The sequence below is a fragment of the Pseudanabaena sp. SR411 genome (assembly GCF_002251945.1).
Taxonomy (GTDB): domain Bacteria; phylum Cyanobacteriota; class Cyanobacteriia; order Pseudanabaenales; family Pseudanabaenaceae; genus Pseudanabaena.
The window spans coordinates 25,653-47,676 of record NZ_NDHW01000032.1 but is presented as its reverse complement, the minus strand read 5'-3'; the positions used below and the strand labels follow the sequence as shown (position 1 = coordinate 47,676).

34 protein-coding genes are annotated in these 22,024 nt (G+C 41.4%); 16 read left to right on the top strand and 18 right to left on the bottom strand.

Annotated features, from left to right (window positions below):
• Nucleotides 1-213: 213 nt before the first annotated feature.
• A complete protein-coding gene (locus B9G53_RS28290) occupies nucleotides 214-1,335 on the top strand; it encodes an integrase (RefSeq protein WP_254923503.1) in 1,122 nt (373 codons plus the stop codon).
• On the opposite strand, the gene B9G53_RS01140 is transcribed toward B9G53_RS28290, so the two are convergent.
• From B9G53_RS01140 to B9G53_RS01120, 5 genes are all read right to left on the bottom strand, one after another.
• Nucleotides 1,304-1,642 carry a hypothetical protein gene (locus tag B9G53_RS01140; RefSeq protein ID WP_141211669.1) on the bottom strand — a complete coding sequence of 113 codons (339 nt, stop codon included), beginning with the start codon at nucleotides 1,640-1,642 and terminating at the stop codon, nucleotides 1,304-1,306. The genes B9G53_RS28290 and B9G53_RS01140 overlap by 32 nt on opposite strands.
• Before the next feature lie 37 nt (nucleotides 1,643-1,679).
• Entirely contained in the window at nucleotides 1,680-2,051 is a 372-nt protein-coding gene (locus B9G53_RS01135) for a hypothetical protein (protein WP_094528486.1), read from the bottom strand.
• Nucleotides 2,048-2,263 carry a hypothetical protein gene (locus B9G53_RS01130; RefSeq protein WP_094528485.1) on the bottom strand — a complete coding sequence of 72 codons (216 nt, stop codon included), beginning with the start codon at nucleotides 2,261-2,263 and terminating at the stop codon, nucleotides 2,048-2,050. Before B9G53_RS01130 ends, B9G53_RS01135 begins: the two co-directional genes overlap by 4 nt.
• Complete coding sequence (locus B9G53_RS01125) at nucleotides 2,260-2,883, bottom strand: hypothetical protein (protein ID WP_094528484.1); 624 nt, start codon at nucleotides 2,881-2,883, stop codon at nucleotides 2,260-2,262. Before B9G53_RS01125 ends, B9G53_RS01130 begins: the two co-directional genes overlap by 4 nt.
• A 64-nt stretch (nucleotides 2,884-2,947) precedes the next feature.
• Entirely contained in the window at nucleotides 2,948-3,301 is a 354-nt protein-coding gene (locus B9G53_RS01120; RefSeq protein WP_094528483.1) for a hypothetical protein, read from the bottom strand.
• Nucleotides 3,302-3,693: 392 nt separating this feature from the next.
• Here B9G53_RS01120 and B9G53_RS01115 point away from each other — a divergent pair, with 392 nt between their 5' ends.
• The 6 genes from B9G53_RS01115 to B9G53_RS01090 are packed head-to-tail and all read left to right on the top strand — an operon-like array spanning nucleotide 3,694 to nucleotide 9,135.
• Nucleotides 3,694-4,503, top strand: a complete 810-nt coding sequence (locus B9G53_RS01115; protein WP_094528482.1) for a hypothetical protein — start codon at nucleotides 3,694-3,696, stop codon at nucleotides 4,501-4,503.
• Entirely contained in the window at nucleotides 4,503-4,688 is a 186-nt protein-coding gene (locus B9G53_RS01110; RefSeq protein ID WP_094528481.1) for a hypothetical protein, read from the top strand. Before B9G53_RS01115 ends, B9G53_RS01110 begins: the two co-directional genes overlap by 1 nt.
• 35 nt (nucleotides 4,689-4,723) lie before the next feature.
• Nucleotides 4,724-6,517: a hypothetical protein gene (locus tag B9G53_RS01105; protein WP_141211668.1), complete on the top strand. Its 1,794-nt coding sequence runs from the start codon at nucleotides 4,724-4,726 to the stop codon at nucleotides 6,515-6,517.
• Nucleotides 6,514-8,052, top strand: coding sequence for a hypothetical protein (locus B9G53_RS01100; RefSeq protein ID WP_094528479.1), 1,539 nt, complete (start codon nucleotides 6,514-6,516; stop codon nucleotides 8,050-8,052). Before B9G53_RS01105 ends, B9G53_RS01100 begins: the two co-directional genes overlap by 4 nt.
• Nucleotides 8,053-8,057: 5 nt before the next feature.
• A complete protein-coding gene (locus tag B9G53_RS01095; protein WP_094528478.1) occupies nucleotides 8,058-8,354 on the top strand; it encodes a hypothetical protein in 297 nt (98 codons plus the stop codon).
• A gap of 1 nt (nucleotide 8,355) precedes the next feature.
• Nucleotides 8,356-9,135, top strand: coding sequence for a hypothetical protein (locus tag B9G53_RS01090; protein WP_094528477.1), 780 nt, complete (start codon nucleotides 8,356-8,358; stop codon nucleotides 9,133-9,135).
• Nucleotides 9,136-9,249: 114 nt separating this feature from the next.
• Here B9G53_RS01090 and B9G53_RS01085 read toward each other — a convergent pair whose 3' ends face one another.
• From B9G53_RS01085 to B9G53_RS27065, 9 genes are all read right to left on the bottom strand, one after another.
• Nucleotides 9,250-9,507, bottom strand: a complete 258-nt coding sequence (locus tag B9G53_RS01085) for a hypothetical protein (protein WP_141211667.1) — start codon at nucleotides 9,505-9,507, stop codon at nucleotides 9,250-9,252.
• Between the two features lie 394 nt (nucleotides 9,508-9,901).
• Complete coding sequence (locus tag B9G53_RS01080) at nucleotides 9,902-10,168, bottom strand: DUF1816 domain-containing protein (RefSeq protein WP_094528475.1); 267 nt, start codon at nucleotides 10,166-10,168, stop codon at nucleotides 9,902-9,904.
• 492 nt (nucleotides 10,169-10,660) lie between these two features.
• Nucleotides 10,661-11,014 carry a hypothetical protein gene (locus B9G53_RS01075; RefSeq protein ID WP_094528474.1) on the bottom strand — a complete coding sequence of 118 codons (354 nt, stop codon included), beginning with the start codon at nucleotides 11,012-11,014 and terminating at the stop codon, nucleotides 10,661-10,663.
• A 4-nt stretch (nucleotides 11,015-11,018) separates the two neighbouring features.
• Nucleotides 11,019-11,441 carry a hypothetical protein gene (locus tag B9G53_RS01070; RefSeq protein WP_094528473.1) on the bottom strand — a complete coding sequence of 141 codons (423 nt, stop codon included), beginning with the start codon at nucleotides 11,439-11,441 and terminating at the stop codon, nucleotides 11,019-11,021.
• Nucleotides 11,442-11,526: 85 nt separating this feature from the next.
• Nucleotides 11,527-14,211: a DNA methyltransferase gene (locus tag B9G53_RS01065; RefSeq protein WP_094528472.1), complete on the bottom strand. Its 2,685-nt coding sequence runs from the start codon at nucleotides 14,209-14,211 to the stop codon at nucleotides 11,527-11,529.
• Nucleotides 14,212-14,275: 64 nt separating this feature from the next.
• A complete protein-coding gene (locus tag B9G53_RS01060) occupies nucleotides 14,276-14,566 on the bottom strand; it encodes a hypothetical protein (protein ID WP_094528471.1) in 291 nt (96 codons plus the stop codon).
• A 235-nt stretch (nucleotides 14,567-14,801) separates the two neighbouring features.
• Nucleotides 14,802-15,014: a hypothetical protein gene (locus B9G53_RS01055; protein WP_094528470.1), complete on the bottom strand. Its 213-nt coding sequence runs from the start codon at nucleotides 15,012-15,014 to the stop codon at nucleotides 14,802-14,804.
• An 11-nt stretch (nucleotides 15,015-15,025) separates the two neighbouring features.
• Entirely contained in the window at nucleotides 15,026-15,211 is a 186-nt protein-coding gene (locus B9G53_RS01050) for a hypothetical protein (RefSeq protein WP_094528469.1), read from the bottom strand.
• A gap of 19 nt (nucleotides 15,212-15,230) precedes the next feature.
• On the bottom strand, nucleotides 15,231-15,404 hold the full coding sequence (locus B9G53_RS27065) for a hypothetical protein (protein ID WP_176453043.1): 174 nt from the start codon (nucleotides 15,402-15,404) through the stop codon (nucleotides 15,231-15,233).
• Between the two features lie 89 nt (nucleotides 15,405-15,493).
• Between B9G53_RS27065 and B9G53_RS27060 the strand changes: the two genes are divergently transcribed.
• Both B9G53_RS27060 and B9G53_RS26580 read left to right on the top strand, forming a co-directional pair.
• Nucleotides 15,494-16,690: a hypothetical protein gene (locus B9G53_RS27060; protein WP_094528468.1), complete on the top strand. Its 1,197-nt coding sequence runs from the start codon at nucleotides 15,494-15,496 to the stop codon at nucleotides 16,688-16,690.
• A gap of 98 nt (nucleotides 16,691-16,788) precedes the next feature.
• Entirely contained in the window at nucleotides 16,789-16,995 is a 207-nt protein-coding gene (locus B9G53_RS26580) for a hypothetical protein (protein ID WP_141211666.1), read from the top strand.
• Nucleotides 16,996-17,147: 152 nt separating this feature from the next.
• On the opposite strand, the gene B9G53_RS01040 is transcribed toward B9G53_RS26580, so the two are convergent.
• The 4 genes from B9G53_RS01040 to B9G53_RS01025 all read right to left on the bottom strand — a co-directional run bounded on the left by B9G53_RS01040 (nucleotide 17,148) and on the right by B9G53_RS01025 (nucleotide 18,994).
• Complete coding sequence (locus tag B9G53_RS01040) at nucleotides 17,148-17,738, bottom strand: hypothetical protein (RefSeq protein WP_094528467.1); 591 nt, start codon at nucleotides 17,736-17,738, stop codon at nucleotides 17,148-17,150.
• 11 nt (nucleotides 17,739-17,749) lie between these two features.
• Nucleotides 17,750-18,043: a hypothetical protein gene (locus B9G53_RS01035; RefSeq protein WP_094528466.1), complete on the bottom strand. Its 294-nt coding sequence runs from the start codon at nucleotides 18,041-18,043 to the stop codon at nucleotides 17,750-17,752.
• On the bottom strand, nucleotides 18,040-18,591 hold the full coding sequence (locus tag B9G53_RS01030) for a GNAT family N-acetyltransferase (RefSeq protein ID WP_141211665.1): 552 nt from the start codon (nucleotides 18,589-18,591) through the stop codon (nucleotides 18,040-18,042). The genes B9G53_RS01035 and B9G53_RS01030 overlap by 4 nt, the downstream gene beginning before the upstream one ends.
• A gap of 61 nt (nucleotides 18,592-18,652) precedes the next feature.
• Nucleotides 18,653-18,994, bottom strand: a complete 342-nt coding sequence (locus B9G53_RS01025) for a helix-turn-helix domain-containing protein (protein WP_094528464.1) — start codon at nucleotides 18,992-18,994, stop codon at nucleotides 18,653-18,655.
• A 129-nt stretch (nucleotides 18,995-19,123) separates the two neighbouring features.
• On the opposite strand from B9G53_RS01025, the gene B9G53_RS01020 reads away from it, so the two are divergent.
• The 7 genes from B9G53_RS01020 to B9G53_RS00995 all read left to right on the top strand — a co-directional run bounded on the left by B9G53_RS01020 (nucleotide 19,124) and on the right by B9G53_RS00995 (nucleotide 22,020).
• A complete protein-coding gene (locus tag B9G53_RS01020) occupies nucleotides 19,124-19,324 on the top strand; it encodes a hypothetical protein (protein WP_094528463.1) in 201 nt (66 codons plus the stop codon).
• A gap of 68 nt (nucleotides 19,325-19,392) precedes the next feature.
• Nucleotides 19,393-19,590, top strand: coding sequence for a hypothetical protein (locus tag B9G53_RS26575; protein ID WP_141211664.1), 198 nt, complete (start codon nucleotides 19,393-19,395; stop codon nucleotides 19,588-19,590).
• 4 nt (nucleotides 19,591-19,594) lie between these two features.
• Nucleotides 19,595-19,861, top strand: coding sequence for a hypothetical protein (locus B9G53_RS01015; RefSeq protein ID WP_094528462.1), 267 nt, complete (start codon nucleotides 19,595-19,597; stop codon nucleotides 19,859-19,861).
• A 44-nt stretch (nucleotides 19,862-19,905) separates the two neighbouring features.
• On the top strand, nucleotides 19,906-20,160 hold the full coding sequence (locus B9G53_RS01010) for a hypothetical protein (protein WP_094528461.1): 255 nt from the start codon (nucleotides 19,906-19,908) through the stop codon (nucleotides 20,158-20,160).
• Entirely contained in the window at nucleotides 20,157-20,684 is a 528-nt protein-coding gene (locus tag B9G53_RS01005; RefSeq protein WP_094528460.1) for a 3'-5' exonuclease, read from the top strand. The genes B9G53_RS01010 and B9G53_RS01005 overlap by 4 nt, the downstream gene beginning before the upstream one ends.
• Nucleotides 20,665-21,084 (top strand): hypothetical protein, encoded by a 420-nt coding sequence (locus B9G53_RS01000; protein WP_094528459.1) that lies wholly within the window; start codon nucleotides 20,665-20,667, stop codon nucleotides 21,082-21,084. Before B9G53_RS01005 ends, B9G53_RS01000 begins: the two co-directional genes overlap by 20 nt.
• A 534-nt stretch (nucleotides 21,085-21,618) precedes the next feature.
• Nucleotides 21,619-22,020 carry a hypothetical protein gene (locus B9G53_RS00995; protein WP_094528458.1) on the top strand — a complete coding sequence of 134 codons (402 nt, stop codon included), beginning with the start codon at nucleotides 21,619-21,621 and terminating at the stop codon, nucleotides 22,018-22,020.
• The last annotated feature ends 4 nt before the right edge of the window (nucleotides 22,021-22,024 follow it).

Here is a 22,024-nt window from a genome sequence, read left to right as displayed (position 1 = left end):
CTACAATCTATAAAATAGGTAGTCTGATTCGTAATCAGCAGGTCGTGAGTTCAAATCTCATCATCGGCTTATTTTTCGTGTTTAAAAATACTCAAAAAGCCTTGCAATGCAAGGCTTTTTGAGTTATGAAATTAAAATAATCATACCTAATACTACCCAATACTACCTAATCGACACCCTTTTTTTAGTCCTGATTTTAGTCTAAACATAATTATGACAATGGAAATTGACGGGAAAATTGCTCAAGCCAATGGGAGATTAAAAGCTGCAAAAGTCGGAGTAAAAATAGAAAGGCAAGGCGAAAAACTGTGGTTACGCGGCACATTTCCGCCCAAACCAAACTCACAATTTGAAAACCCTAGACAGCAAAAATTTGCCTTGGGGCTTCATGCAAACCCACTAGGCATAAAACTAGCCGAAGCTGAAGCCCGAAAAATTTCCGCCTTGCTAGACTGCAAAGAATTTTCATGGCAGCCATACTTGAAAGCCAAAGCCCCCGCAATAACTTGTGGTGAATGGGTGGAGAAATTTGAAAAAGACTATTTTACAAAGCGCGATCGCAATCCCAAAACAGAAACCACATGGCGAAAGAATTATTTAGAAGTGTTGAAGCGTCTCCCAGTCGATGAACCATTAGCAATCGAAGTATTAAAAAACCTAATTTTAGGAACTACGCCCGATACTCGTAGCCGCCAAAATTACGCGATGGTTTGCAATGCTTTAGCCAAATTTGCCAAATTAGAGGCAGATTTCTCGCTCTACAGTGGCAATTATTCACCACGCAAAGCAACTCCTAGAGACTTGCCAACCGATGAAGCAATTCAAGAGGCATATTACAAAATACCCAACCCTGCTTGGCAATGGGTGTATGGAGTAATTGCAACCTATGGGGTGCGTCCCCATGAGGTATTTTTGCTTGATTTCGCAGACATACCGATCGCAACTGTAACCGATGGCAAAACAGGAGCAAGGCGCGTATGGGCTTGTTATCCCGAATGGGTGGAAACTTTCAAAATAAAAAACGTTTGCTTACCCTCAGTCACAGGCAAAGCAAACGTTAATTTAGGAGAAAGAGTTAGCAAGGCTTTCAAACGTTACGGGATTCCATTCAAGCCTTATGATTTGCGCCATTGTTGGGCAGTGCGATCGCTAGAGTTTGGGCTTGATATTTCCCTAGCCGCCCAACAAATGGGACATAGTGCAAAAGTTCACAGTGATTTGTATCACCACTGGATAAGCGATCGCCATCATCAAAAAGCATACGATGCACTGATGAACCGAAGCGATCGCCCAAAACCACCAATCAATGAAATTTTTCACGCAAAGCCTGAGTAACCAATTCCTCAACTCGTTTAATTGAGGCTTGAAAAGACTCCATACGAGCATCAACAATTTGGCGCACAGAATCCGTCGTGACAGTGTTGCGATTTAACTTTTGTTCTAAAGCCTCATTGTTTGCTAAAGATACTGAGTGGATAGCACTTAGCTTTTCATTTTGTGCAGCTTGAGAGCGTTCTAGGCTATCGATTCGAGTGTCAAGATGATCCACCTTTACATCAAGGCGATCGAATTTGTTGTCAATGCGATCGTTCTCAGCACTCGCGAGCATTTTTCTAAAAACTTTAAAAATTTTGTCTAGCATTGCTTCCAACCAAAAAAACAAATGTTGTGGCGATCGCCTATATGCCATAGGGATTTAAAGTCACGTCAAACTCTAGCAAATCTAATTTCTTGGAGGTAGCAGGGGGAACCCATTGCCACACTTCGACAAATAGCCCTTGATGATATGCAATAGGTTGAAACCTCAAATAGTAACTACCTAAATCAGTCTGCATATCAAAATTTAGCTGTTCATCAAAGCTTACAAAGCGACTACCCCCTTTAACCCCACCCGTGAACTGTTGCCACAAGTAGCCAGCTTTACGCCATTTGCGCCGCTTAATATCGGTGACCTTAATAGCTATGTGAGCAGATGAGAGAAGAATAGGAATAAGAATTGCATCAACGCGACCTACTCCTATATTGAAGCTAGTCACGCTGATCCAACTCATTTTTGTTCTTCTCCTTCATCATCATCAATCTCATCGTATTCACCACCAAGGGCATACTCGATCGCCGCCTCAAAGGAAACAGTTTCGAGCAACCCCGATCCTGCACGCTGAACCACACACTGAGAGCCATCAAAATCTACAGGCAAGGAGCCATTAAGAATGTCGTGAAAGCCCTCATCACAAGGAAGCATAATAAGGCGGCGCTCGATCATACAACTGTCGCCCAATCCGCAGGTGTAACAAGTCCCGAATATCGCCTGAAGGTGTCAGGGATAGAGCCATCCTTAGAAGGATCAAAGAAAGTAGTTGAAGAAACTGAGGTGGCTGAAGCACCCTTTCCACTAGTAGTAATGGATTGGACATGAGGGGGCTTAGGAAAACTCGCACCAAATACTAAGTCTTGTTCTTGCCCAGTCGCTTCGATAATTCCCAAAGCAGCAAAATTAGTCCCTAACTTTGCTTTTTGAGCCTTTCTCATACCCCAAGCATATTTAATCCCGTTGATCGTCACGTAGACAGGGATTTGAAAAGTAGATTTAGATTTTCTACCATTCGATTTGGCTTTGACGATATCCCACCCTGCTGCAATCGCAGCCGTGATCGCTGAAGGAGCGATAAAGCTGGAATTAGTACCAGTGGCAAAAGTTTTGGAGGCTCTTTTGGGCTTTGGATGATTTGCTTTAAAAATCAAACCAGTAACAGGGGTAGAAGCATCAAGAGTTTGATGTCCTAAAACAGTTCCCTTAGAGGCTTCGAGGGTTGTGCGAAAACCATATTTATGATCCGCGTAAGGGGCTTCAAGCCCCACATAAACTAAACGACTTGTTGTCATATTAATTGCCTAAAAATAAAGGTTTGCTAGAAAGGCTGACTAGAAAAGGCTCTAGGAGAAAGCTCTAGGCAGTGACAGCCGTTGTGGCAGCTTTATTCAGAGGTGCGCGGCTGTTGAATGAATAAGTAGAAGAAACGTAGAAATCACCTGTAGCAGTATCTACAGAAGGAACGCCCGAAATAGGTTGTGGGTAACTGGCTAGCTTTGTAGTATTTGCAACGTTCGCATTAAAGGTTTCTTGAGCCGCCGCCGCAACGTCAAGAAGATTGGTTAAAAATTCCGCCACTTTTTGATCAGTGAGAGCGATTGAAGATTCTCCCATCAACAAGTTTAAGTCGATCGTCAATTCAGACCCAGACACAGAGAAAGCATCTTCACCGAGGGCATCATTTAATTCGCCGAAAGTTAAATCAGTCATGAGGTTTGCGCTATATGTAGTCAGTGCATATTGAATCTAGCGCATTTGAGCGAAATTGCAACACTATATACAGTGCTGCAAAGCACTGCAAAATGCTAGAATCAATCATAGGAGTTTCGATAGAACCCATTGGGTTCTTTATAAGCACGTAGCTAATTTCAGCCCTATCCAAATTCTTTGTAAATTATTGTAAACATGGTATTACGCGCATATCCCAAGCTTTGCACTAGGAGCAAACGAGCCATATCCCGAAAGACTACAAATTTTGGCAGATCGTACCAATACAGCCCAAGAAGCGATCTTCTAGAAAGGTTACAAAGAGAGCTTGGGATGAGTAAAAGCGCAATTTATAGCTTGTTGATGGAAGAAAGAGAATATTTACTTAAACAAAAATGACTGAACTGCAACAGACTTACAACCGCACACAGCAAATCCTCTCTGCCTTTGGCGCAGGTGATTCCTCTAAGCGAATCATTTACCAGCCTTCGGCAATTTCTCCATACGATCGCGTGCAGACTTTGCGCTTTTACGGGTTTATTACCTCTCTACGGATGAAGGTAGATATACGCAGCATTAGCGAAGCAGACATACCAAACTTGGAAGCAGATGCATCAAGGCTTGAGAGACTTACTGCCATGCGAAACATGGAATGGAAGTCCCCCCGAAAACAAATAACTTTTTTCTTAAAAACTGCAACCTGTCCTTGGCAACCGATTTTTGATGTGAGTTTGCTCAACCGCTTGCCTTACTACTCAGTGAATTTACTGCCTTATTTGACCGATAACATTAGCTTTGACACTTCAAATGACTGCCTGATAGGGGCGCAAATTACTAATGCTGGGTACGGTTTGTTAGAGGGAGAAGATCGGATTACTTTATACGGTTCTGTGCGAGAAGAGATAACCACTTTGCCAACAGACAGCAAAGAAATTGTCTTTGCAACGCCTCACAGTTGGGAAATAGATGAAGATTCGCGATTGATATTACCAGCTAATCCCAATCGCCAACAGGTGACGCTGGTCAATACAAGCCTGACTGATGAGGCGTATATCAACTATGGCGGTATGGCTGAACTAGGCAAAGGAATCACCCTTATGAGGGGTGGTGGTAGCTATGAGATTAACCTTTCAAATTTGTATCGCGGGGCTATCTCTGCAATATCTGCAAATCCGTTAACCCTAACTGGTATAGAGGCTGTCTAATGTTTGACTTAGATTCTTGGTTTATGCCTGAAAATCGTGGGAATCGCCAAAAGGAAGTTGAGGCGATCGCATTGCCTTATAGATGTGGAAAAGTCGAAGCAGAATTAATCGCGATTCGCTTCATTACTCATGAGCCGCAATCTACTTATATGCTCCTTCAACCTACCCCCCTAACACTGCTATGAGAGGAGCCGCAAGGATTGGGGGCAAATCTTTCAAAATGCCTCAAGATACAAGAGCGCCTGATGATGGGTTTAATCCCTTTGAGTCACTAGTCCCCATTGGAGATTTGCCAGTAGCTCCAGTGCTGGAGCCAATTAATGATGAATGGTCAATCTCGAATTTTAACGAACCCGTTGACGCGAAGGACTGCGCTAAATACCCCGCGTCTCCCTACTGTGAGAATGAATGGATCGATCCGTTTGGATCACCGTTTGGGGTTTCACCTGAGATAAAAACTAATGCCTGTGAGACTTGCCTTTACGTTTATCCGATTGTTATGTGGCTGAAACTTCAGCCTACTATCATATGCAAGCGCGATCCAAATTGTGAGTTACCTGGCCCCGAGGATAATCCCCCTCCGTCTTTTCCCTTGCCTGATATGCCTGAGTTTGCCGAGCAATCCCCTAATCGGTGGGTTTCGATTTCGTGCGCTTTTGAAAGGAATAGGATAATTAGAAATACAAACAGATGGAATCGGCAAGTTAGTGCAGTTGCTGGGGAAACTACGAGGGTAGTAAACGGGCAAACAGGAAATCTTAGGATAACAAGGCAGTGGTCAGGGACATTCCCCTCAAGCCCTTTTACCATTGCATCGATAGAAGAATTTTCACCAGCATTTGGGGTTGAATTCACTTCAAATTATATTTTTCGAGAGGCAACACTAACATTTCCAGCAACAGATATTGATGGAGAAATAATCCTTTATATTCGTGCGGATTTGGAATATGTATCAGGGATAAATTTTAGTCCTTGCCCTGATGCAGGTGCATACCCAACGCCGCCGCCGCCATTGCCGCTAATTCCTGAAACCCGCAAAAAAAGAGGTAAAGATATGTGCTGTAACGATTGTAAGGACTCAAAAGATAATACAGATAGACTTCTGAAAGAGATTAAGGAAATCAAAAAGATTTTAGGGTCTGGGAAACTCGAAAAAGCTTTTAATGCGGCTGTGGGAATTGGTGACGATAGCATTACAGCAATAGTAAATCTGATAGCTAAACGGATTGGTACGAGTAGCTATCCCGTTGAAGTACCTGAAAGCCTCTTGCAAGGCACGGGAGACAAGGTAAAAAAACTAGAATCAAATGCTGAGTTTTTGCACTGGCTAACCTATCAGTTTGATGGACTAGTTGGACAATTCCCTATTGATGTAGAGGTGAAGGATATTGACCCATTAAAAGAAGGCGATCAAAACAAAATAATTCAATTACCCAACATTGCCGAAGCGATCGCCGAAATTTATGGACTGGTAATTAAAAGCTCTGTGAATCAAGAAGTAGAGCTAAACATGCTTTTGAGACTTGCCGCCGAAGCGATCGCCACTAAGAACGCGGCTGTAGTAACTCAGGACTATGCAAGGGCAAATGCTCTATTTTTGGGGTATAAGGCAAACTTCAAACCCAGAGAATTGCAATATAACTTTGACTTTACAAATGCAAATTTAGACCCTAAATCCAAAGAGCCAATTGTCTTAGAGAAATTGCTGAGAACAGTTAAGGGATATGTTCAAGGATGGCAATTAGAGGATAAAGAAACCGTTGTGGGATTCCTTCAAAAATTGATGTTTAGCGCAGGAATCATCAAAGCTGTATTCTTCCGAGGCAAAGGACAACAGAAGGAATTGCAACGGGAAATAAACTCAATGGCAAATGATGAAAAGGCTCAAGAGGCAAAGTTTGAGGCGTTTGTCAAAGAGATAAATGATCCAAATTCGCGCTTTAACAAAGACAGTGTGGATAAGCCAGAAATCAAAGATGAAACACCACCAGACAACAATCGGGGGGCAAAATGAGCGCACTTAAAATCATCAAGCAAACCCTTTCTAGCCGCCAAATTAGGACAAAGCTTAACCCCAATAAAGGTAAGCGATCGCTAGACCTCAAACATGCCATAACCAGACCTGATGAAAAAAATGCACTGGATAGAATTGGTGATTTTTTCAACAATTCGGGACTGACAGGCTTTTTATCTGGAACCCTAAATATGTTGGGGTGGGCTGGAGGTGGACTAGTCACAGGGATTTTTAGTTGGTTACGCGATCGCACCGAACAAATCAAGGCTTTTAACTGGAATGCATCAGATAAAGAGCTAGAGGGTTTGATGGAGAGCCAAAATGTACGCATTGCCTCAGCTTGGGGTTCAGCATTAGGCAGTTCTTTTGGGTGGTTAGCAGGTGTAGGGATTGGGTATGGGATTAGCTTCCTTTGTCCTGTAATTGGCGGCGCTGCCTTAGCTAAAACCGTTGCGACTAATGTGGGCAAGGAAGCGATCGGAGAGGTAACGAGAGGCATTAGCGGCGCGATATCTCAAACTGTTGGGGCTTTAGCAAATAATGCTTTGATTTCTGGCTATATCAACTACAGAAAACTACTTAAATCAATCCCCAATAATGTATTGAATAGCATCTACGGAACTAGTACCGCAGGATTTATCAAAAGCCACTGGGGGAATGAGGGACAGCCTGTTATCTCATTCAATTCCAAGATGGAAGAATTTGTCGAATCCATCAAAGACAATAAATTGAGAGCATTTACAGAGGCTTTCTTAGAAGAATCTTGGGACTCTTTTGCAGAGGCAGGAATGATCGTTGCTCACGAAATTGATGCAGCATACGCCCAAGCCAAACGAGCGCAGGAAACCACCACAGGCAAAAAACGAACCGTAAGACTTACGCCCGATAAACGACGTAATGAAACTCTGATTTTGAGCGCTGGTGAGACAGATTTACAAGAGTCTGTATTGGAAACCTTAAACAATTACCGCTTAATTTCTAATCGTGATGTTGGGCAAATTGTGGGGATGCCCGCCGAAGATTATTTATCAGCGAAACCTCTACGGAGACAGCTAACCATTGTCTTTAAAGACAAAAAAGAGCCGCCTTGGAGACAGCCTGACGGGAAACCCGCAAAACAGCATGAAGTAACCATACCTGACGCTGACTTGGGGCTAACTTGGAGCAAAATCAAGCTAGCTGCTAAGCCCTATACATGGGGAAAATTCCGAGCTACTGCCCATCTAGACAATGGGCGACAAATGGCGGTTTATGGAGCAACTAAGAGTGAGGCGGAAAAGACTGTTCGCCGCCTTGCTGAATTATCAACAGCGAAAATCTTGGCTCTCAATGTTACGGAGGAGGTGGAGAAGAAAAACATCAATCTGAAGAAACAGGCTCGTACTGTTTACCCTGCCTATGCCACTTTGCTTGTACGCCGACCCACTACAGGAGAAGGGCGCAATTTTACCGATGGCTCAAAGCTAGAAGAGGATCGGATCAGACTCGACTTATGGCCCAATGAAGCACCCAAAGGAACCCCACCACTTAAATAAAAACTATGCCAATCAGTAACCCAGTATTGAAAGACTTTACAGTTAATCAATACATCACCATAGGCACAGACTTAACTCTAAGTAATGCCGATCCAACGGATGCACCAACCAGCATCAAGAAATTCTGGTTTAACTACACAAATCAGAATTTGTTTTTAGCGATCGCCACTAATTCGCCATCCGATTGGGTAGCGATCGGTGCAGATATGCCCGAAATTGATGCAGCAAGCATCTTAAATAAAATCCTTGTCCAAGATGGACAGGTATTAACCACAGATGACCATGTAATTTTTGAGGACTAATATGACCAGACACTCGACTCTAACCAATCCCAACGATTTGCACTATGCCAAGGTGCGATCGTTCTCTGGTGACCCCGCAAATGTTTCACCAGAATTTCCAGACCAGCTAATTATTGCCTCTGACACAAACAAGATTTATCGCGCTACGGATACGGCTCAAGGTGCGATCGTTGAGCTTGAGGCGGGAGGAGGTGGTGGGGTAGTTAGCTTTTTTCCACCAGAGAGCAGACCTCAGAAAGAAGGGCTATTTTATTTCGATCAAAGCCAAAACCAAATGTATATTGCAGTAGCCAATTACGTCGGCGATCTTTGGTGGAAACCTGCTAATGGTGTAGAGGGATTAGCAGGATTTTCTGCTACATGCTCCATGTTGGAAGACTCTGGAGATGAATTTATAAGCCCCAGTGCATTTTTTACTTTGTTCTTTTCGGCGCTATCCCCATCCGAGATAGAATCAGCCGCCTATGACTTCACCCGAACTTTTGAGACTGATATTCAGCCTTTGGATACATTTGACTTGGGCTATTGGCTGAATGCCCTAGGGACAGGCTGCTATACGTTTGGATACACTGCTGATAATCCCAATGAAAAGATCACGACTACAGGCTTGATAGATATTGGATCGGGTGTGCCATCAGGCTTGGAATTGCGGACTAGTCCGCAGGTTCTGACGGCTAACAATTTACCGATTAGCAATAATTACATCTATTACACTGGGCAAAAAGTAGAGGGTGCATTAGAGATGCAATGCACTTTATTTGTTGTAGAGGTGGGCGGATAAAACGAGAGAGGCGATCGCTAATTAGCGATCGCCTCTCTACTGTTTGCCAGAATGTTACTTGGGTTCAGCCTATAGATCAGAATCATCGTAGCGAATTTACTTCCCTGCACTTTTTTATGTCCATATAATTTTATCAGCATGATTGAGATGTTTAGGCGCTAGCCCATGGATGTAGGCAACAACTACCTCAAGCTGTTGTTGCGATAGCTGGTTGCAAAATTTACTACTGTGTAAAGCTTCTTTAATTTCCTCTTGCTGATAGGGTGCTTGATGACGATGTTTTTGTAGTAAATGGCTAGATGTTTCGATCGCGCAATCTAAATGTTCATTGCTGTATCCTGTTACGATTTCGTTTGTCGATCTTTCAATCACAGTTTTACTCTCTGAGTTAAAAAAACTCTTTTTCACTTATTTTGGATTCTAATAATTCGAGATGATCCAAGGTTTTACCATCTGAAGGGACTGGATATCCCCAAGCGTATAGCGCTCTCTACCTCTTATCTATTGTAAGTCAGTACCTCTTCGATTTCTTCCTGTATCCGTTTTGTGAAGCGTTTGTAAAACTATTCAAGACTGTCTAGATTTCCTTGAAGAGAATAAAGGTAGATAAGAAAAGCGATCGCTAAATTAGCGATCGCCTTTCTTTAAGTAGTTGGACGAAATTAATTACTCATAAAGCCTTCTAAGGTTATAAGGTTTATAAGTTCTAAACCGTCGTAGTGTGTAAATAATTTTAACCACCTACTTATCTTGCGGCAATTCTGACTTAGGAGATTTTTTGAAATCCAGTAATATGCGTCAACAGATCGGTTCCTGTCACTGTTACTTGACTAGGCTGTAAAAATCGAATATTCGAGCAAAGGATTAGAGCTTTTTCTTGACGCAGATCTTCGATAAATCTATCTTGGATTGATTCAGCTTCTTGGCGAAATGAAAAAGCCCCAAAGTAATATAAACAAAGAGGTTGTGCGGTTAGAATGCTAATCCACCAACCTAAATCATGGGCAGAGTTATTTGATTTAATTTGATTCATATTTTTGAGAATTGATGTAAATAGCTATTAGAAATCGGGCGAATCCCCTAAAGGCTAATTCCCAATATAAATACTGGATTTTCAACTAGAATCATAATTAATCAACTGTTAGTATCTTTTCCGCTACCAATAAATACTTAAGCTAAATCAACTGTTTTAAAGGACAAGTTTTTTTGAAAATTAGACTAACCTTATGTATAGTTTAGAAATAGCCTCTTCAACTAATATTATATGTTAGTTAATTAGGTTAATAGGTTAATATTTAAAACAAGAAAATATTTGATTAGAGTTATACATAAGCTTGCAAAAAAAGAATAAATTATACAATTTTTTATACTAAAAACGTTTGATACCATACCTTTAGCAGTCTCTGCTTAAATAATGGTGAAGGTAGCAAATCAGCAATAATGATGTATTCAAAAAGTAAAGGCGATCGCTAATTTAGCGATCGCCTCTCTTGTTGTTTGGTGTCCTCATTGGTGAGGGTAGCAATTATTCGGTGTCATCCTCGTCCAAGTCTGGATCGTCGGGGAATGGCTCACCTAACCATCGTTCTAACATCCGTCTTGTCTCAATGCGTAACCCTCGTATCTCTTTGTCAACCCGTCGATCTCTACGCTCTAACCTTTCTAGTCTGTCCTGACCTCTGATGACAGCATCGGCGATCTGGTTAAACTTTGCATCTAGGGCGTTATTAGTTGCCTGTATTGCTCTTGCGTTAGAGTCAACAATAGAGCGAGTTTCCCGTAGTTCTTGCTCTACTCTGACAATTGCCTCACTATTTCTCTCAGTGAGTATGGCAGTTCTTTCAAGTATTTCTTGCATCTGCTCAAATGTCATGCTCATTTAGTCATTCTCCTTGGTTAGCCAACCACGCCTTAAACTCATTGTATTTCCCCCACCTTGCCGAAGTTGTAGAAAATTCGCCTCGATGTTGCGGTAATGTTCCCCATGTGGCGCGTTGCGCCGCCTCAAACTGTTCTAATTTTTCGAGCAGTTCATTGTTAGACTTTTCGGGATTTTGGACAATGCTTAGAGATGGCTTACCAGTAATTGCGGTCAATTCTCTCTCAACATTTCCCCAATCAATACACATATTCTCTAAGTCTGTGGTTTTGACTTTGCCCGAATTAATGGCAGTTGATAGACTTCTAAAAAGTGAGTGTAAAGACTCAGGTAATCTAATAGCTTTTGCCTCTCCTAAATTGTCCCAAAGTCTTTTAAAGTTGGGATTGCCGTTAGGATTTGGCGGTATTTTACGCTTTAGTTCCATAAAGGATTTTAATAATGTAATGCTATTAACCTTAAGTGTATCTTACTAGAATGTCAATAGCATTACGCTATTCAACTCAACCCTTCTACTCATCGGTAATTGATTCGTTAGACATATTGGCTATTTCTTGATTAAGGTGTAGTAGTTTTTCTAGTAAGTCGTCACTGTCGCTAAAGCCGTAAAGTTGCATTACGAGTTTGTCGAGCTTGGCATGGAGTTTATAAAGTTGGCTTGCGGGTTCGTGAAAGTATTCGTTATAGAGTTTGGTGATGCCCCATTGTTTGCTTTCCATTTGCTCTGTGCGATATTGATGTAGCTCTTGCATCGCAGCGCGAATTTTAGCGACTAGGGGACTGGTTTTATTTTGTGGAAATGGGAATGTCTCGAAGCAGGTTGTATTTGTGTAGCGAGTTCGATCTTCTAGTGTGGAGCTTTGAGCTTTTACCCATAGTCGATGAACTTTTGATGTAAGGATACCTAACATATAGAAGTCATCAGAAGTAACAACTTTAACTGAGTTGTTTGGCAACCAATCAGTTTTACAAGGGATAAACATGAACCATTTAGAGTGTGCTGGAACAGCAAAATAACATTTCAAACTTTCTAATGCTTTTCTCATTGCTGGTCTTGATCGCCCATGTAGCCACCAAAGCTCTCTTCTTGATAATTCTTTATTCTTATCACGCTCAGGCTTTACAAATTTTTTGACGTGTTCAAAAGGTAACTTATAGTTACTAGCTTCTTCAAGACTCATATCATTAAAGTCAATAATCCATCTACTAGGAAATCCGTTAACCTCTTTTGTTAAATCATCAGCACTTACTAATAATTTAAGAACGTTCTCATTTTTAGGATTTCCTTTTTTCCATAAATTAACCTCTACTTCTGAGATAAAAAATCCTTTCGCAGATGGTTCAATCGCTTGGAAACAATAATTCATGTTTGACTGAAGCTTGACTGCATTTACAACATCAGTATTCTCTTTTAATGAGGAACTAATAAAGCTTACCAAAGCATGATCTAGCTTTACTTCCTTGAGTTTCTGTTTACTCCAATTGACAATACTTACATGGACTGAAGCTTCTCCTGACCATGCTTGAGTGGAAATTGCATCATGTATATATCCCCCATTTTGAGTAATGTATTGAAGACTTGCTTCACGGGAAACCCCCTGACTAATTGAGTTAGTTCCAACTAAGCCAACATAACCATTTTTTGTTATATGATCGTGAGCCAATCGAAACCAATAAGTACAAAAATCAGCTTTTCCTTTAACATCTACAAACTTTTTAAAGACCTTTTCAGCATAAGCATCACCTAAATCTTGACGCATACGATATCCGCCCAAAAAAGGAGGATTGCCAATAATTGCATCAGCTTCAAACCAATCAGAAAACAAAGCATCCTGACAGACAATATTTTTATCTAACGTATCCAAAGGTAAAGCAGGTTCAGATAGACCATACTTATCGATCGCAATCTTTCGAGCGATCATCAAAGTTACCCTAGCCAATTCCACCGCAAACGGGTTTATATCCATTCCGAAAAACTGATTAGGAGTAACTAAATCGATATGAACTAGTGGGGTTTTTTGCATAGCAGCAACCTTATCAAGCAACATCATCTCTATCCGCTTTAGCTCTTGGTAAGCAAGATATAGAAAATTTCCCGAACCACAGGCAGGATCTAAAACTCGATAGGCTCGCAACTCTAATTGCAAAGCATTGAGATCCTCGATTTTATTAGCCGCCTCGATTTTCTCCTCCCAATATCGCGTGATTGTCGGTACAACAATTTTCATAATGTCCACTTCAGACGTGTAATGCATCCCTTTTGCATGACGTTCCTTAGAATCTGAAGTCGCCTCAAAAATACTGCCAAAAATAGCAGGTCTAATCATTCCCCAATTTTCCTTAGCAGCACTCTCTAAAGTTCTTAACTCTTCAGGAGTTAGCTCAATGGCATGGATATCCGCAAACAAACCACCATTAAAATAATCAACACCCTTATACCGTCCTGCGGGTGTAATCCCTTTTACGTTCATTTCCTTAAATAAACCACCTAGCAAATCGTAGGTGCTTGCCCCATTGATGCAATCTTGGATACAGGCAATAAACATATCTTTAGGCAATAGCCCCCGATTCTCTGCAAACATTGCTAACACACATTGCAAAATAAACTTTTGCGCGATTAAATCCGTAAATCCACTTTTAGCTGCTCTCGCCTTTAAGTCCGTATACAATACCCCTAACCGTTTAGCCTTAGTAATCGTTACATCTACTTGGTTATTTCTAAATATAGGTGTCGTATTGACTGCAATCTCCATAAAGCGAAATGCACTAGAACGACTAGGCAAGTCGGCGATCGCCACGGTATCTACAGGTGTATCAACTTGCAGATTAAAGTCATAAATCCAGAACTCATCAAAATTGCACAGCACTACATACCGAGGGCGATCGGGTACGAGATAAGTCCAATATTGAAAAGCTTGCGAATAATGCTTATTAAGATCCTCACCCCGTTTCTTCATCTCGATCAAAACGCCGCCCTTACCATTACTCTCAGGACGTTTCCAGACTAGATCGGCAAAACCAGTCTTACCCTTAGCACTACCCTTTTTAACCCTTTGCTCATACACTGCACCCGCTTCAATCGCGCCCCTATGGTGAAACGCTTGAAAAAATCGATCTAAAAATATCTGAGACTCTGATTTTTCATCACCTTGTAAAGTGGCATGGAAATCAACAAAATCTTGCAAAAGGTTAGACATTTTTCAATAAAAAAAGAGATAGGCTAAAAATATAGTCTATCTCTTTTTTTATTCATAAATGAATTTATAAAATTGTGATGTGGTTTTCTGGAACTTCTAGCACTTCACCAGATTGAGTTTTGATAGTGCAAATCTTGATAATTAAACCGTCAAATTCTTCCTTAGAGCGTTTAATAATTGTGCAAAGTTTACCGTTATACCAAGCTTGTGAAGTGGTTAGAGCCTGTTTAGGTTTTGTGTCTGCGGGTACGGTTGCCACACTGCCAAGGATGTTTAGGGTTAATTGTCTGCTAGCAGTCTGTTTTGGGGCTGTAGTTTGTGCTGGTACTAGATCGGGAATGAGTGACAATTGCATAATAGATTAATCCTGATTGTAATAATTTTGAGTGCGATCGCCTAAATCGTAATTAGGCGATCGCGTTTTTGGTTTACCAAAAAGAAATCTTTGATGTTATTGCCTTGCTTTCTTCAAAGTATTGCAATAGCTCGTTTTTTCCCTCCCATGAGGGAATATAAACCCATGTGATTTTATTGAGTGCGTTTAACTCAATTTGGCAAAGGATAGAAATTAGAAAAAATTTAATCATTGTCTATCCTTGATAAGTTTTGCCATCAATAGAAACTGATGTCACCATTGACATCTCTTCAAAAGGGAACGGCTTTGTATTGAAATACTTGCCTAGAAAATATTCACAGATACTTTCATCAGTTCCATTAATGGCGGTTGACCATGCATAGCCGTTTTCCGTCGTAACGGTTGCAAGGCGAAATCCTTGTTTTTGGTAATGTTCAGTGAGACTCATGATTTATCCCCTTATTGGCTAAAGCTTGAAAGATCGAATAGAGCGGAACCAAGAAGAGCTAGTTTCTTGATAGGTTTCCAAGTCTGTTCTTGAGAGCTATCCCATTGAATTAGAGCCATTTTGCCCTTAACTTCTAGTACTGTCCCGATCTGGTTTTCCCGCTTACCAGTTCCCATAATGCGATCGTCTTTTTTCATTGGTTTATCTCTTGTGTGATTAAGCAAATAAATGGCTGACTTCTATAGTGTTTGCAGCAAAATGATCGGGAGTAATAGGCTCAAGCCACCACCATTCATCAGTAAAAAGCCCCTTACTGACAATGTTTCCATCACGATCGACGTACTCAAATCTAATGAGAGTTCCTTGTTTGTTTCTGTAGTATCTATTCATTGCTGTTAGCTTGTTTTAATAGTGTAATGCTATTGACTTTAAGGTAATAATCTAATATTGTCAATAGCGTTACGCTATTAAAATAAGTCATGAGTCAGCAATTACATTTTTTCAATCCATCACAAACGGAACTCGATCTAGAGTTGCCTAAACGTGGAAACCCAAATTTTAAAAACAAATATTTTGCGGGTAAGACTAAACCTGTAAGGATACCGATCGCTTTAGTTAACCAAGTCCAAAGTTATCTAGAAAGTCTTGAGTCAGATAGTCAGCAAAGCTTTATCCCAGAAAATGAAGTATGTAAGATTAGCGTTACGCTATTAAATCTCGATCCTAAGAGGTTTCAATATAAGCTTATTCATGGCTCTACAGGCTCTACAGGAAGTTTGAGAGAGATTAAGCAATGGGATAGCAATCTAGCAGGTTTAATTTTGGTATGGCTCGATCCTTTTGACGGTAAAACCTATGTGGTTAATGGTCACAATCGCGTAACCCTAGCGATGAATTTAGGTGTTAGTGATTTATGGGTTAGATATATCAATGCTGATACAGATATAGAAGCAAGGGCGATCGGTGCGCTCGCAAATATTGCGGATGATAAGGGGACTGCGATAGACGCTGGTAAGTTCTTTCGAGATAGAAAGTTAAGCGCTGGTAACTTGCCTAAAAATATCGATATGAAAAAAACGATCTGTTCGCAAGGTTTAGCGATCGCCAATCTACATGATGATTTGTTTGACTATCTGGTACAAGGCGAAATAAGTTTAGCGATCGCCGTTGCCATTGGTGAGACATTGCCAGATCGAGATCTGCAAGTTGATTTGTATGAACTTCTCAAAAAAGAGAGACGCAATATCAGCGCTGATGTGATTCGAGAGTTAGCTGATATCGTGCTAAATGCTTCTAGACAGAATAGCGTAACGCTATTTGATTTAGGTTGTTTTATGGTTAGCAATGCCTTACACCTTGCAGAATTACAGGCATATATCAAACAGAGATTGTCACGTGATCGTCGCCTATTCCGTACCGTCGCAAAGTCTCGCAATGCGGAAAGTTTAAGCCGTGCGAATAACCATATTGACCGAGATAAATCTGCACAAATTGCTGATGAGAGAGATTATGTTTTGAGGTTATTTGATGAGTTAAAGGCTTATAAAAATAGCGTTACGCAATTGCTGAATGAGTTCGCCGATCGGTTAGGCAATGGCGAAAATTGTAAGGATGATTGCTATACAGCTATTTGCGAATATTTAACCAGTGTGACTTTGCGGGATTTGGCAGCATAGCAAGGCGATCGCTAATTTAGCGATCGCCTTGCTCGTTTAAATGGCTTAATTACCATTGACTAAGTAATAATAGATTGGTTGGCGTTACAAAAAATCCAATGACAAAGCTTAGATTGCATGGCACTAAAAGATGTTCTGACATAGGTATGAAAGAGGATGGCTTTTACATCTTCAGTTCAAGGGGTATTCGTCTTTCTGGTGTATTTAAAACCTATGAAGAAGCTGAGGATGCATTTGGTGAATATTCAGACTCATTAGAGATCAAGTTTTATCAAGCTGGATTTTTATCAAGCTTGGATTTTTAGAAAAATAGTTTAAAACACCCCATCAACGAGAAAGGCGATCGCATAATCCGCGATCGCCTTCTTTGTTGCAGTTTTGTGTAATTCAGATCGGAATTATTTACAACCGCACAAAATAGCCAAAATATGAAGGCGGAAACATACCTAGAGCTAGTTTAGTGATCGCCTTCCTTGTTTATTCCCTTTTCTCGCTCTACTTCCTGCTTAATCTTATCGAATGCAGGCTGAGAATACTTTTGTACATAAGTATTTTCTCCAGATTTATTTTTCCCAGATTTAATTGCTTTGTGATAATCGCTGTTATTACGCAAACCTAGACTGTTAGACAACTTCACCACTTTGTCTATATTGATATTAAGCTCCTTGGCTATCTCTTTGGTGAGATAGGTGTAATAGTCCTCTTGATACATTTTAACTTCAGCAACTGCAAGGTCTGCTTTGCTAGTGTCTGTTGTAACTACTAAGGCTGGGTCTTGAGTTTCTCCATTTTTTATGGCTGTAAATTGAGAAATTATGCGATCCATGCTGTTTTGCAGTCGTTCTATCTTGTTGGAAATCTGCTCATTTTGCTCGGAAATCTGCTCATTTTGCTGCTGTAGCCCATAAAATCGTCGGCTAAGCACTTTGTCCAAAGCCTCTTCTAGCCTAAATTCTGTTATCCCAATAAGCTCTTCCCCTCTCTGATTGGCTTTGCCTTTGCTCAAGGGTGTAACTTTGTCTTGATTTGGATCGGAGGGGAATTGCATATCTAATTAGTCTAAGCTGATTTTGCCGTGGGCATGGATACTTCCTCTGAGGCTGAGGCTAGCATCTCTCTTTGAAGTTCACATACAATTTGGTCTACATCTTCGGTCGAAAATACTTTCCCAGTTTTGGCGCTTAATAACTCTTTTAATCTGTCATAGGTAGTGCCACTGAGTGCTTGACATATATAGCCACCAAGGTTTGTGCCGTGGTTGATTCCTGCTCTGATGTCACAGCCTGACTCATCTTCGATCTGGATATCCCTGAGAATCTGTGCTTCGTCAATAAAAAATTCGTCTGTCGTCATAGCTCATCTCCAGTGTTGTACCATTCAAAATAAGTAAGGTTGTCCTTTTTGGGGTCTTGACCAGCGCTGATCATTTTTCGTTTTTTATAAAAATTTTCGGACTCTGGTAACGAGTGTAGACCAATTATTCCGTCGTAACCTAGCTGTTCGCTTCGCCATTGAGCAAATCTTAATAAGGCTGTCCCAACCCATTTAAATTGTGGGTCTGGTTGTGAGTTTGGGCGATTCCATGGTGCTGTTTCAATGGTTTCGACATAGACTATCCTCCTTTTTCGATTAAACTTTGACCTATGATTTTGAGTCTCGATTAGCATCATGCCTTGGGTTATTTGCTCACTCTCGTTCTCTATGGCATAGGCTTCATAGTTATCTTTTGAACCATACATTCGATATTTGTCTAGCCAGTTCCAGTAAACTTCGTCCTGTAGTTGTGGCTGGATTCGCGATCGCCAAAATGTAATAAAGTCATCTAGGCTCTTTTGGTTAAACTTTTTTATTTCCGCAGGCACTAATACTTGATCGGCTACGCAATAAATTTGTGTCTTCAACTTATCGACCTAACCTTTCAATATGTCGATCTTGTGGTGGTTTTGTGGTGTTGAAGTCATGCTAACGACCTGCACTCTCCGCGATCGCAAACAACCTATCACTAACAGCCCTCTCGACTACAGCTAATTGCTTTAAGGGCAAAGATTTAATTTTGTCTACCATTTCATCTAGTTTTTTTGGCTTGGGTTTACCTTCTACTGCCAAAACAAACTCTTCAACAGTCATCCCAAGACGTTCAGATATTCGCAAAAGGCTCCTTACATCAGGCATATAAGTACCTTTTTCCCATGAAGCTACTGATGTATGGCTCACATTTAGTAGTTCAGCAAAAGCCGATTTGGATAAATTGCCTCTGGCTTGGTTGACCAGAGAAGCAAGTCTGTCTCTAGCTTCTAGGTTCATATATGTTGAAAGTTAGCTTTCAACTACAGTAACATGGCTAGCCTGCAAGCTTACTTGAAATACTTGCAAGCTAACTTGCTATGTGTTAGAACTAAATGCAAGGTAACTTTCATTTAATGCAAGGTAACTATGAGCGCCGCTACTAGAACAAAAACTCAAATCTCGCTCAACGAGTCTCTAGCTAAAAAGCTTAGACTTCTTGCGGCTGAACACAATGTCGATAACAGCACGATTGCGAGTGCTGCCCTTGAGCATTGCTTCTCAAGTCATCATTTCTTGACAAAACTCGAAAAACAACTCACCAACAAAAAAGAAGAGATCGATCGCTAGTTACGAGCTAGGCAATCGACCTCTTCTTTTTTTTGCATTCAGTACCGCAATTTAACGCCGAGGTAATCATGCAACCAAATCATCTTAAAGCAACTTTCTATGTATCCAACAACAGATACACATTCAGAACAAATGATGGCGTGCTTACAGGGCATTGCCACGCCCCAAACCCTGCTCGATTTCGCCGTGCCCTTGATGCACAGTACGCACTACTAATCGAGCAAGGCTACTCACCCGAAATCATCAATTCACCAATTGAAGGTTAAACCCATGACAAACATGGTCAGTTTCAAAACTTGCACCGAAAACCCCGCGCTCACATTCCATATAGATACCTATCTAGAAGCAACCAAAAACCAGCGCCAACCACTCATCTCAATCCAAAGATTTATCGAACTGGATGTAGTTCGCGAAGCAGCACTCATCCATGTCGCCATCACCGCAGGATTTATTGATCGCTCTCCCGCCCAAGTATTTCTCCCCCAAGAAATCTGGAGCAAATGCCTAGACCTCATCCGCCAAACCCATGAAACCTAACCCAGTCGAAATCCAATTCTTTATCAATAAATTCGTGACACGCCATGACAATCGCACCTGCTCCCGCTACTCAGCCCTTGCCCTCAGACGTAACCGCCGAAATTATCGAGCTTCCCACCATTTCCAAGGCATTGCTACTAAACGAAATAGCAAGCGAAGTCACCGAAGCGATCGACGGGTTTGAGATTCTCTCTCTCAGCGCCACAACTACCCAGTGGCTCAAGTCTCTCACCATTCGCGAGAGCCTCATCCTAGTCCAGACCCTAGCCCGATTGATTACCGACGAGGTGCAGCAATGACACCTCAACAATGGGCTAAGAATTTGCTTGATCACCCTGACAAATACTGCATTTTAGACACCGAAACCACAGGCTTACACAATGCTCAACCTGTAGATATTGGAGTTATTGACCTACTTGGCAAAGTTCTAGTTACTTTGCGAGTAAAGCCCTCTATCCCAATTACCCAAGGAGCTACTGACGTACATGGGATTACCAATCAAGACGTTAAAGACGCGCCCTCATTTGCTGATATCTTTGACGATTTTTGTTGGGCAATTGGCGATCGCACCTTGCTTATCTACAACGCCCCCTACGATTTGCGCGTTTTGCGAAATGCTTGTAGAGCCTACGGATTAACCTATCTAGACTTTCAGGCTGAATGCGTAATGCTGCAATATTCCGAGTTTGTCGGTGAGTGGAATCATCGCTATGGGAATTACAAGTGGCAAAAACTGCCATCAGGCGATCACTCTGCTCTTGGTGATTGCCGCGCCACTCTCAAAGTCATTCAGAGGATGGCAAATGCCCAGATACAGACTTGATGAGCCTCTTCATCTTTCCCAAGGTATTTCGCGCCATCGCACAATCTGGCTTGAAGAAATCGAAATTGAAGAGGATGGCGAGATTTATTACACCGAAAACTACGTGCAAATCAATCTAGTCAAGCTCCTGAAATATCTCAAACGTTACCCACTTATCAAACCTATGGAAAACAATCTATCCCCAGCCCAATTAGTACAAGCCTATCTAGAGGAAAAGGATCGCTTTGAATCTCTATCCGATCAATTGACCGAATCTAAAGAGCGTAGAGATGCCTTTGAGCATGATATTCGCCGCCATTTGATTGAACCGCATGAATACAACCCCTTACTCATTGACGGCAACATCCTTGTCCAGCTTATTGACGGCTATCTAAGCGTTTCTTCTGTGACCAAGCTTTAACCAATCACGCGATCGCCTAATTCCGACTGGTGAATTTAGGTGATCGCACTAAAAAATATGAGCAAATCAACCGACTTCAAAAACTTTAAAGAACTTTATGAAAACCGATTCCCCCCCGAACTGAAAGCAGACTTTTAAGCTTTCCTAATAGAAAATCTCGGCGGTAAATCCTATTCCGAAAACACAAAATTTAGGATTGCTACAGCCTTTGTCAGTGGCTACACAGCCGCTATGAAACGAGACATAGATCGCCGCCGCAAGATTATTGATGCCTTTGATAAACAGATAGACCAACTAAGTGATTTGCCATGCCAAGGAAACTCAAAAAGCCTTTAACCAAAGCTGATTTGTACCTTAAAGCCTGTCATTTCTTAGCCGTTCCCCCAACATGCATTTTGAATGTTGTTCCCAACTGTGCCAAGACAAAATACTTCATCCATTGGCGAATTTTCACAACCAAAGGTAAACCCATTTATCACACCGAGTTAGTTGCAGCAAAGGAATTAGAGAAATTGAAAATATGAGGATCGACCTATGCCGATGAATCGCAAACTTTATCCGCCTAATTGGGAAGCGATCGCACTTCAAATCAAAGAGGCAGCTAACTGGACTTGTCAAAACTGTGGCAGACCATGCCGAAAGCCAAAAGTTGCTTGGTTTGATTTTGTTCAGTGGCTATTAGACCAAGGCAAAACAGGATGGTATGACGACACCTCAGACTATATCTCTTGTGATGAGACTGGGGAATGGGGATACAAAAAACGCCCACACCGATTTACTCTCACCGTTGCACATCTCAACCACCAGCCTGAAGATTGCAGACCCGAAAACTTAAAAGCTCTCTGCTTCCCATGCCATGCCAGATACGACACCTCACAAATGAAATTGAAAAAACGGCTCAAAGCCGAGCGTCTTGGTCAAATGTCACTGCTTTAAAACC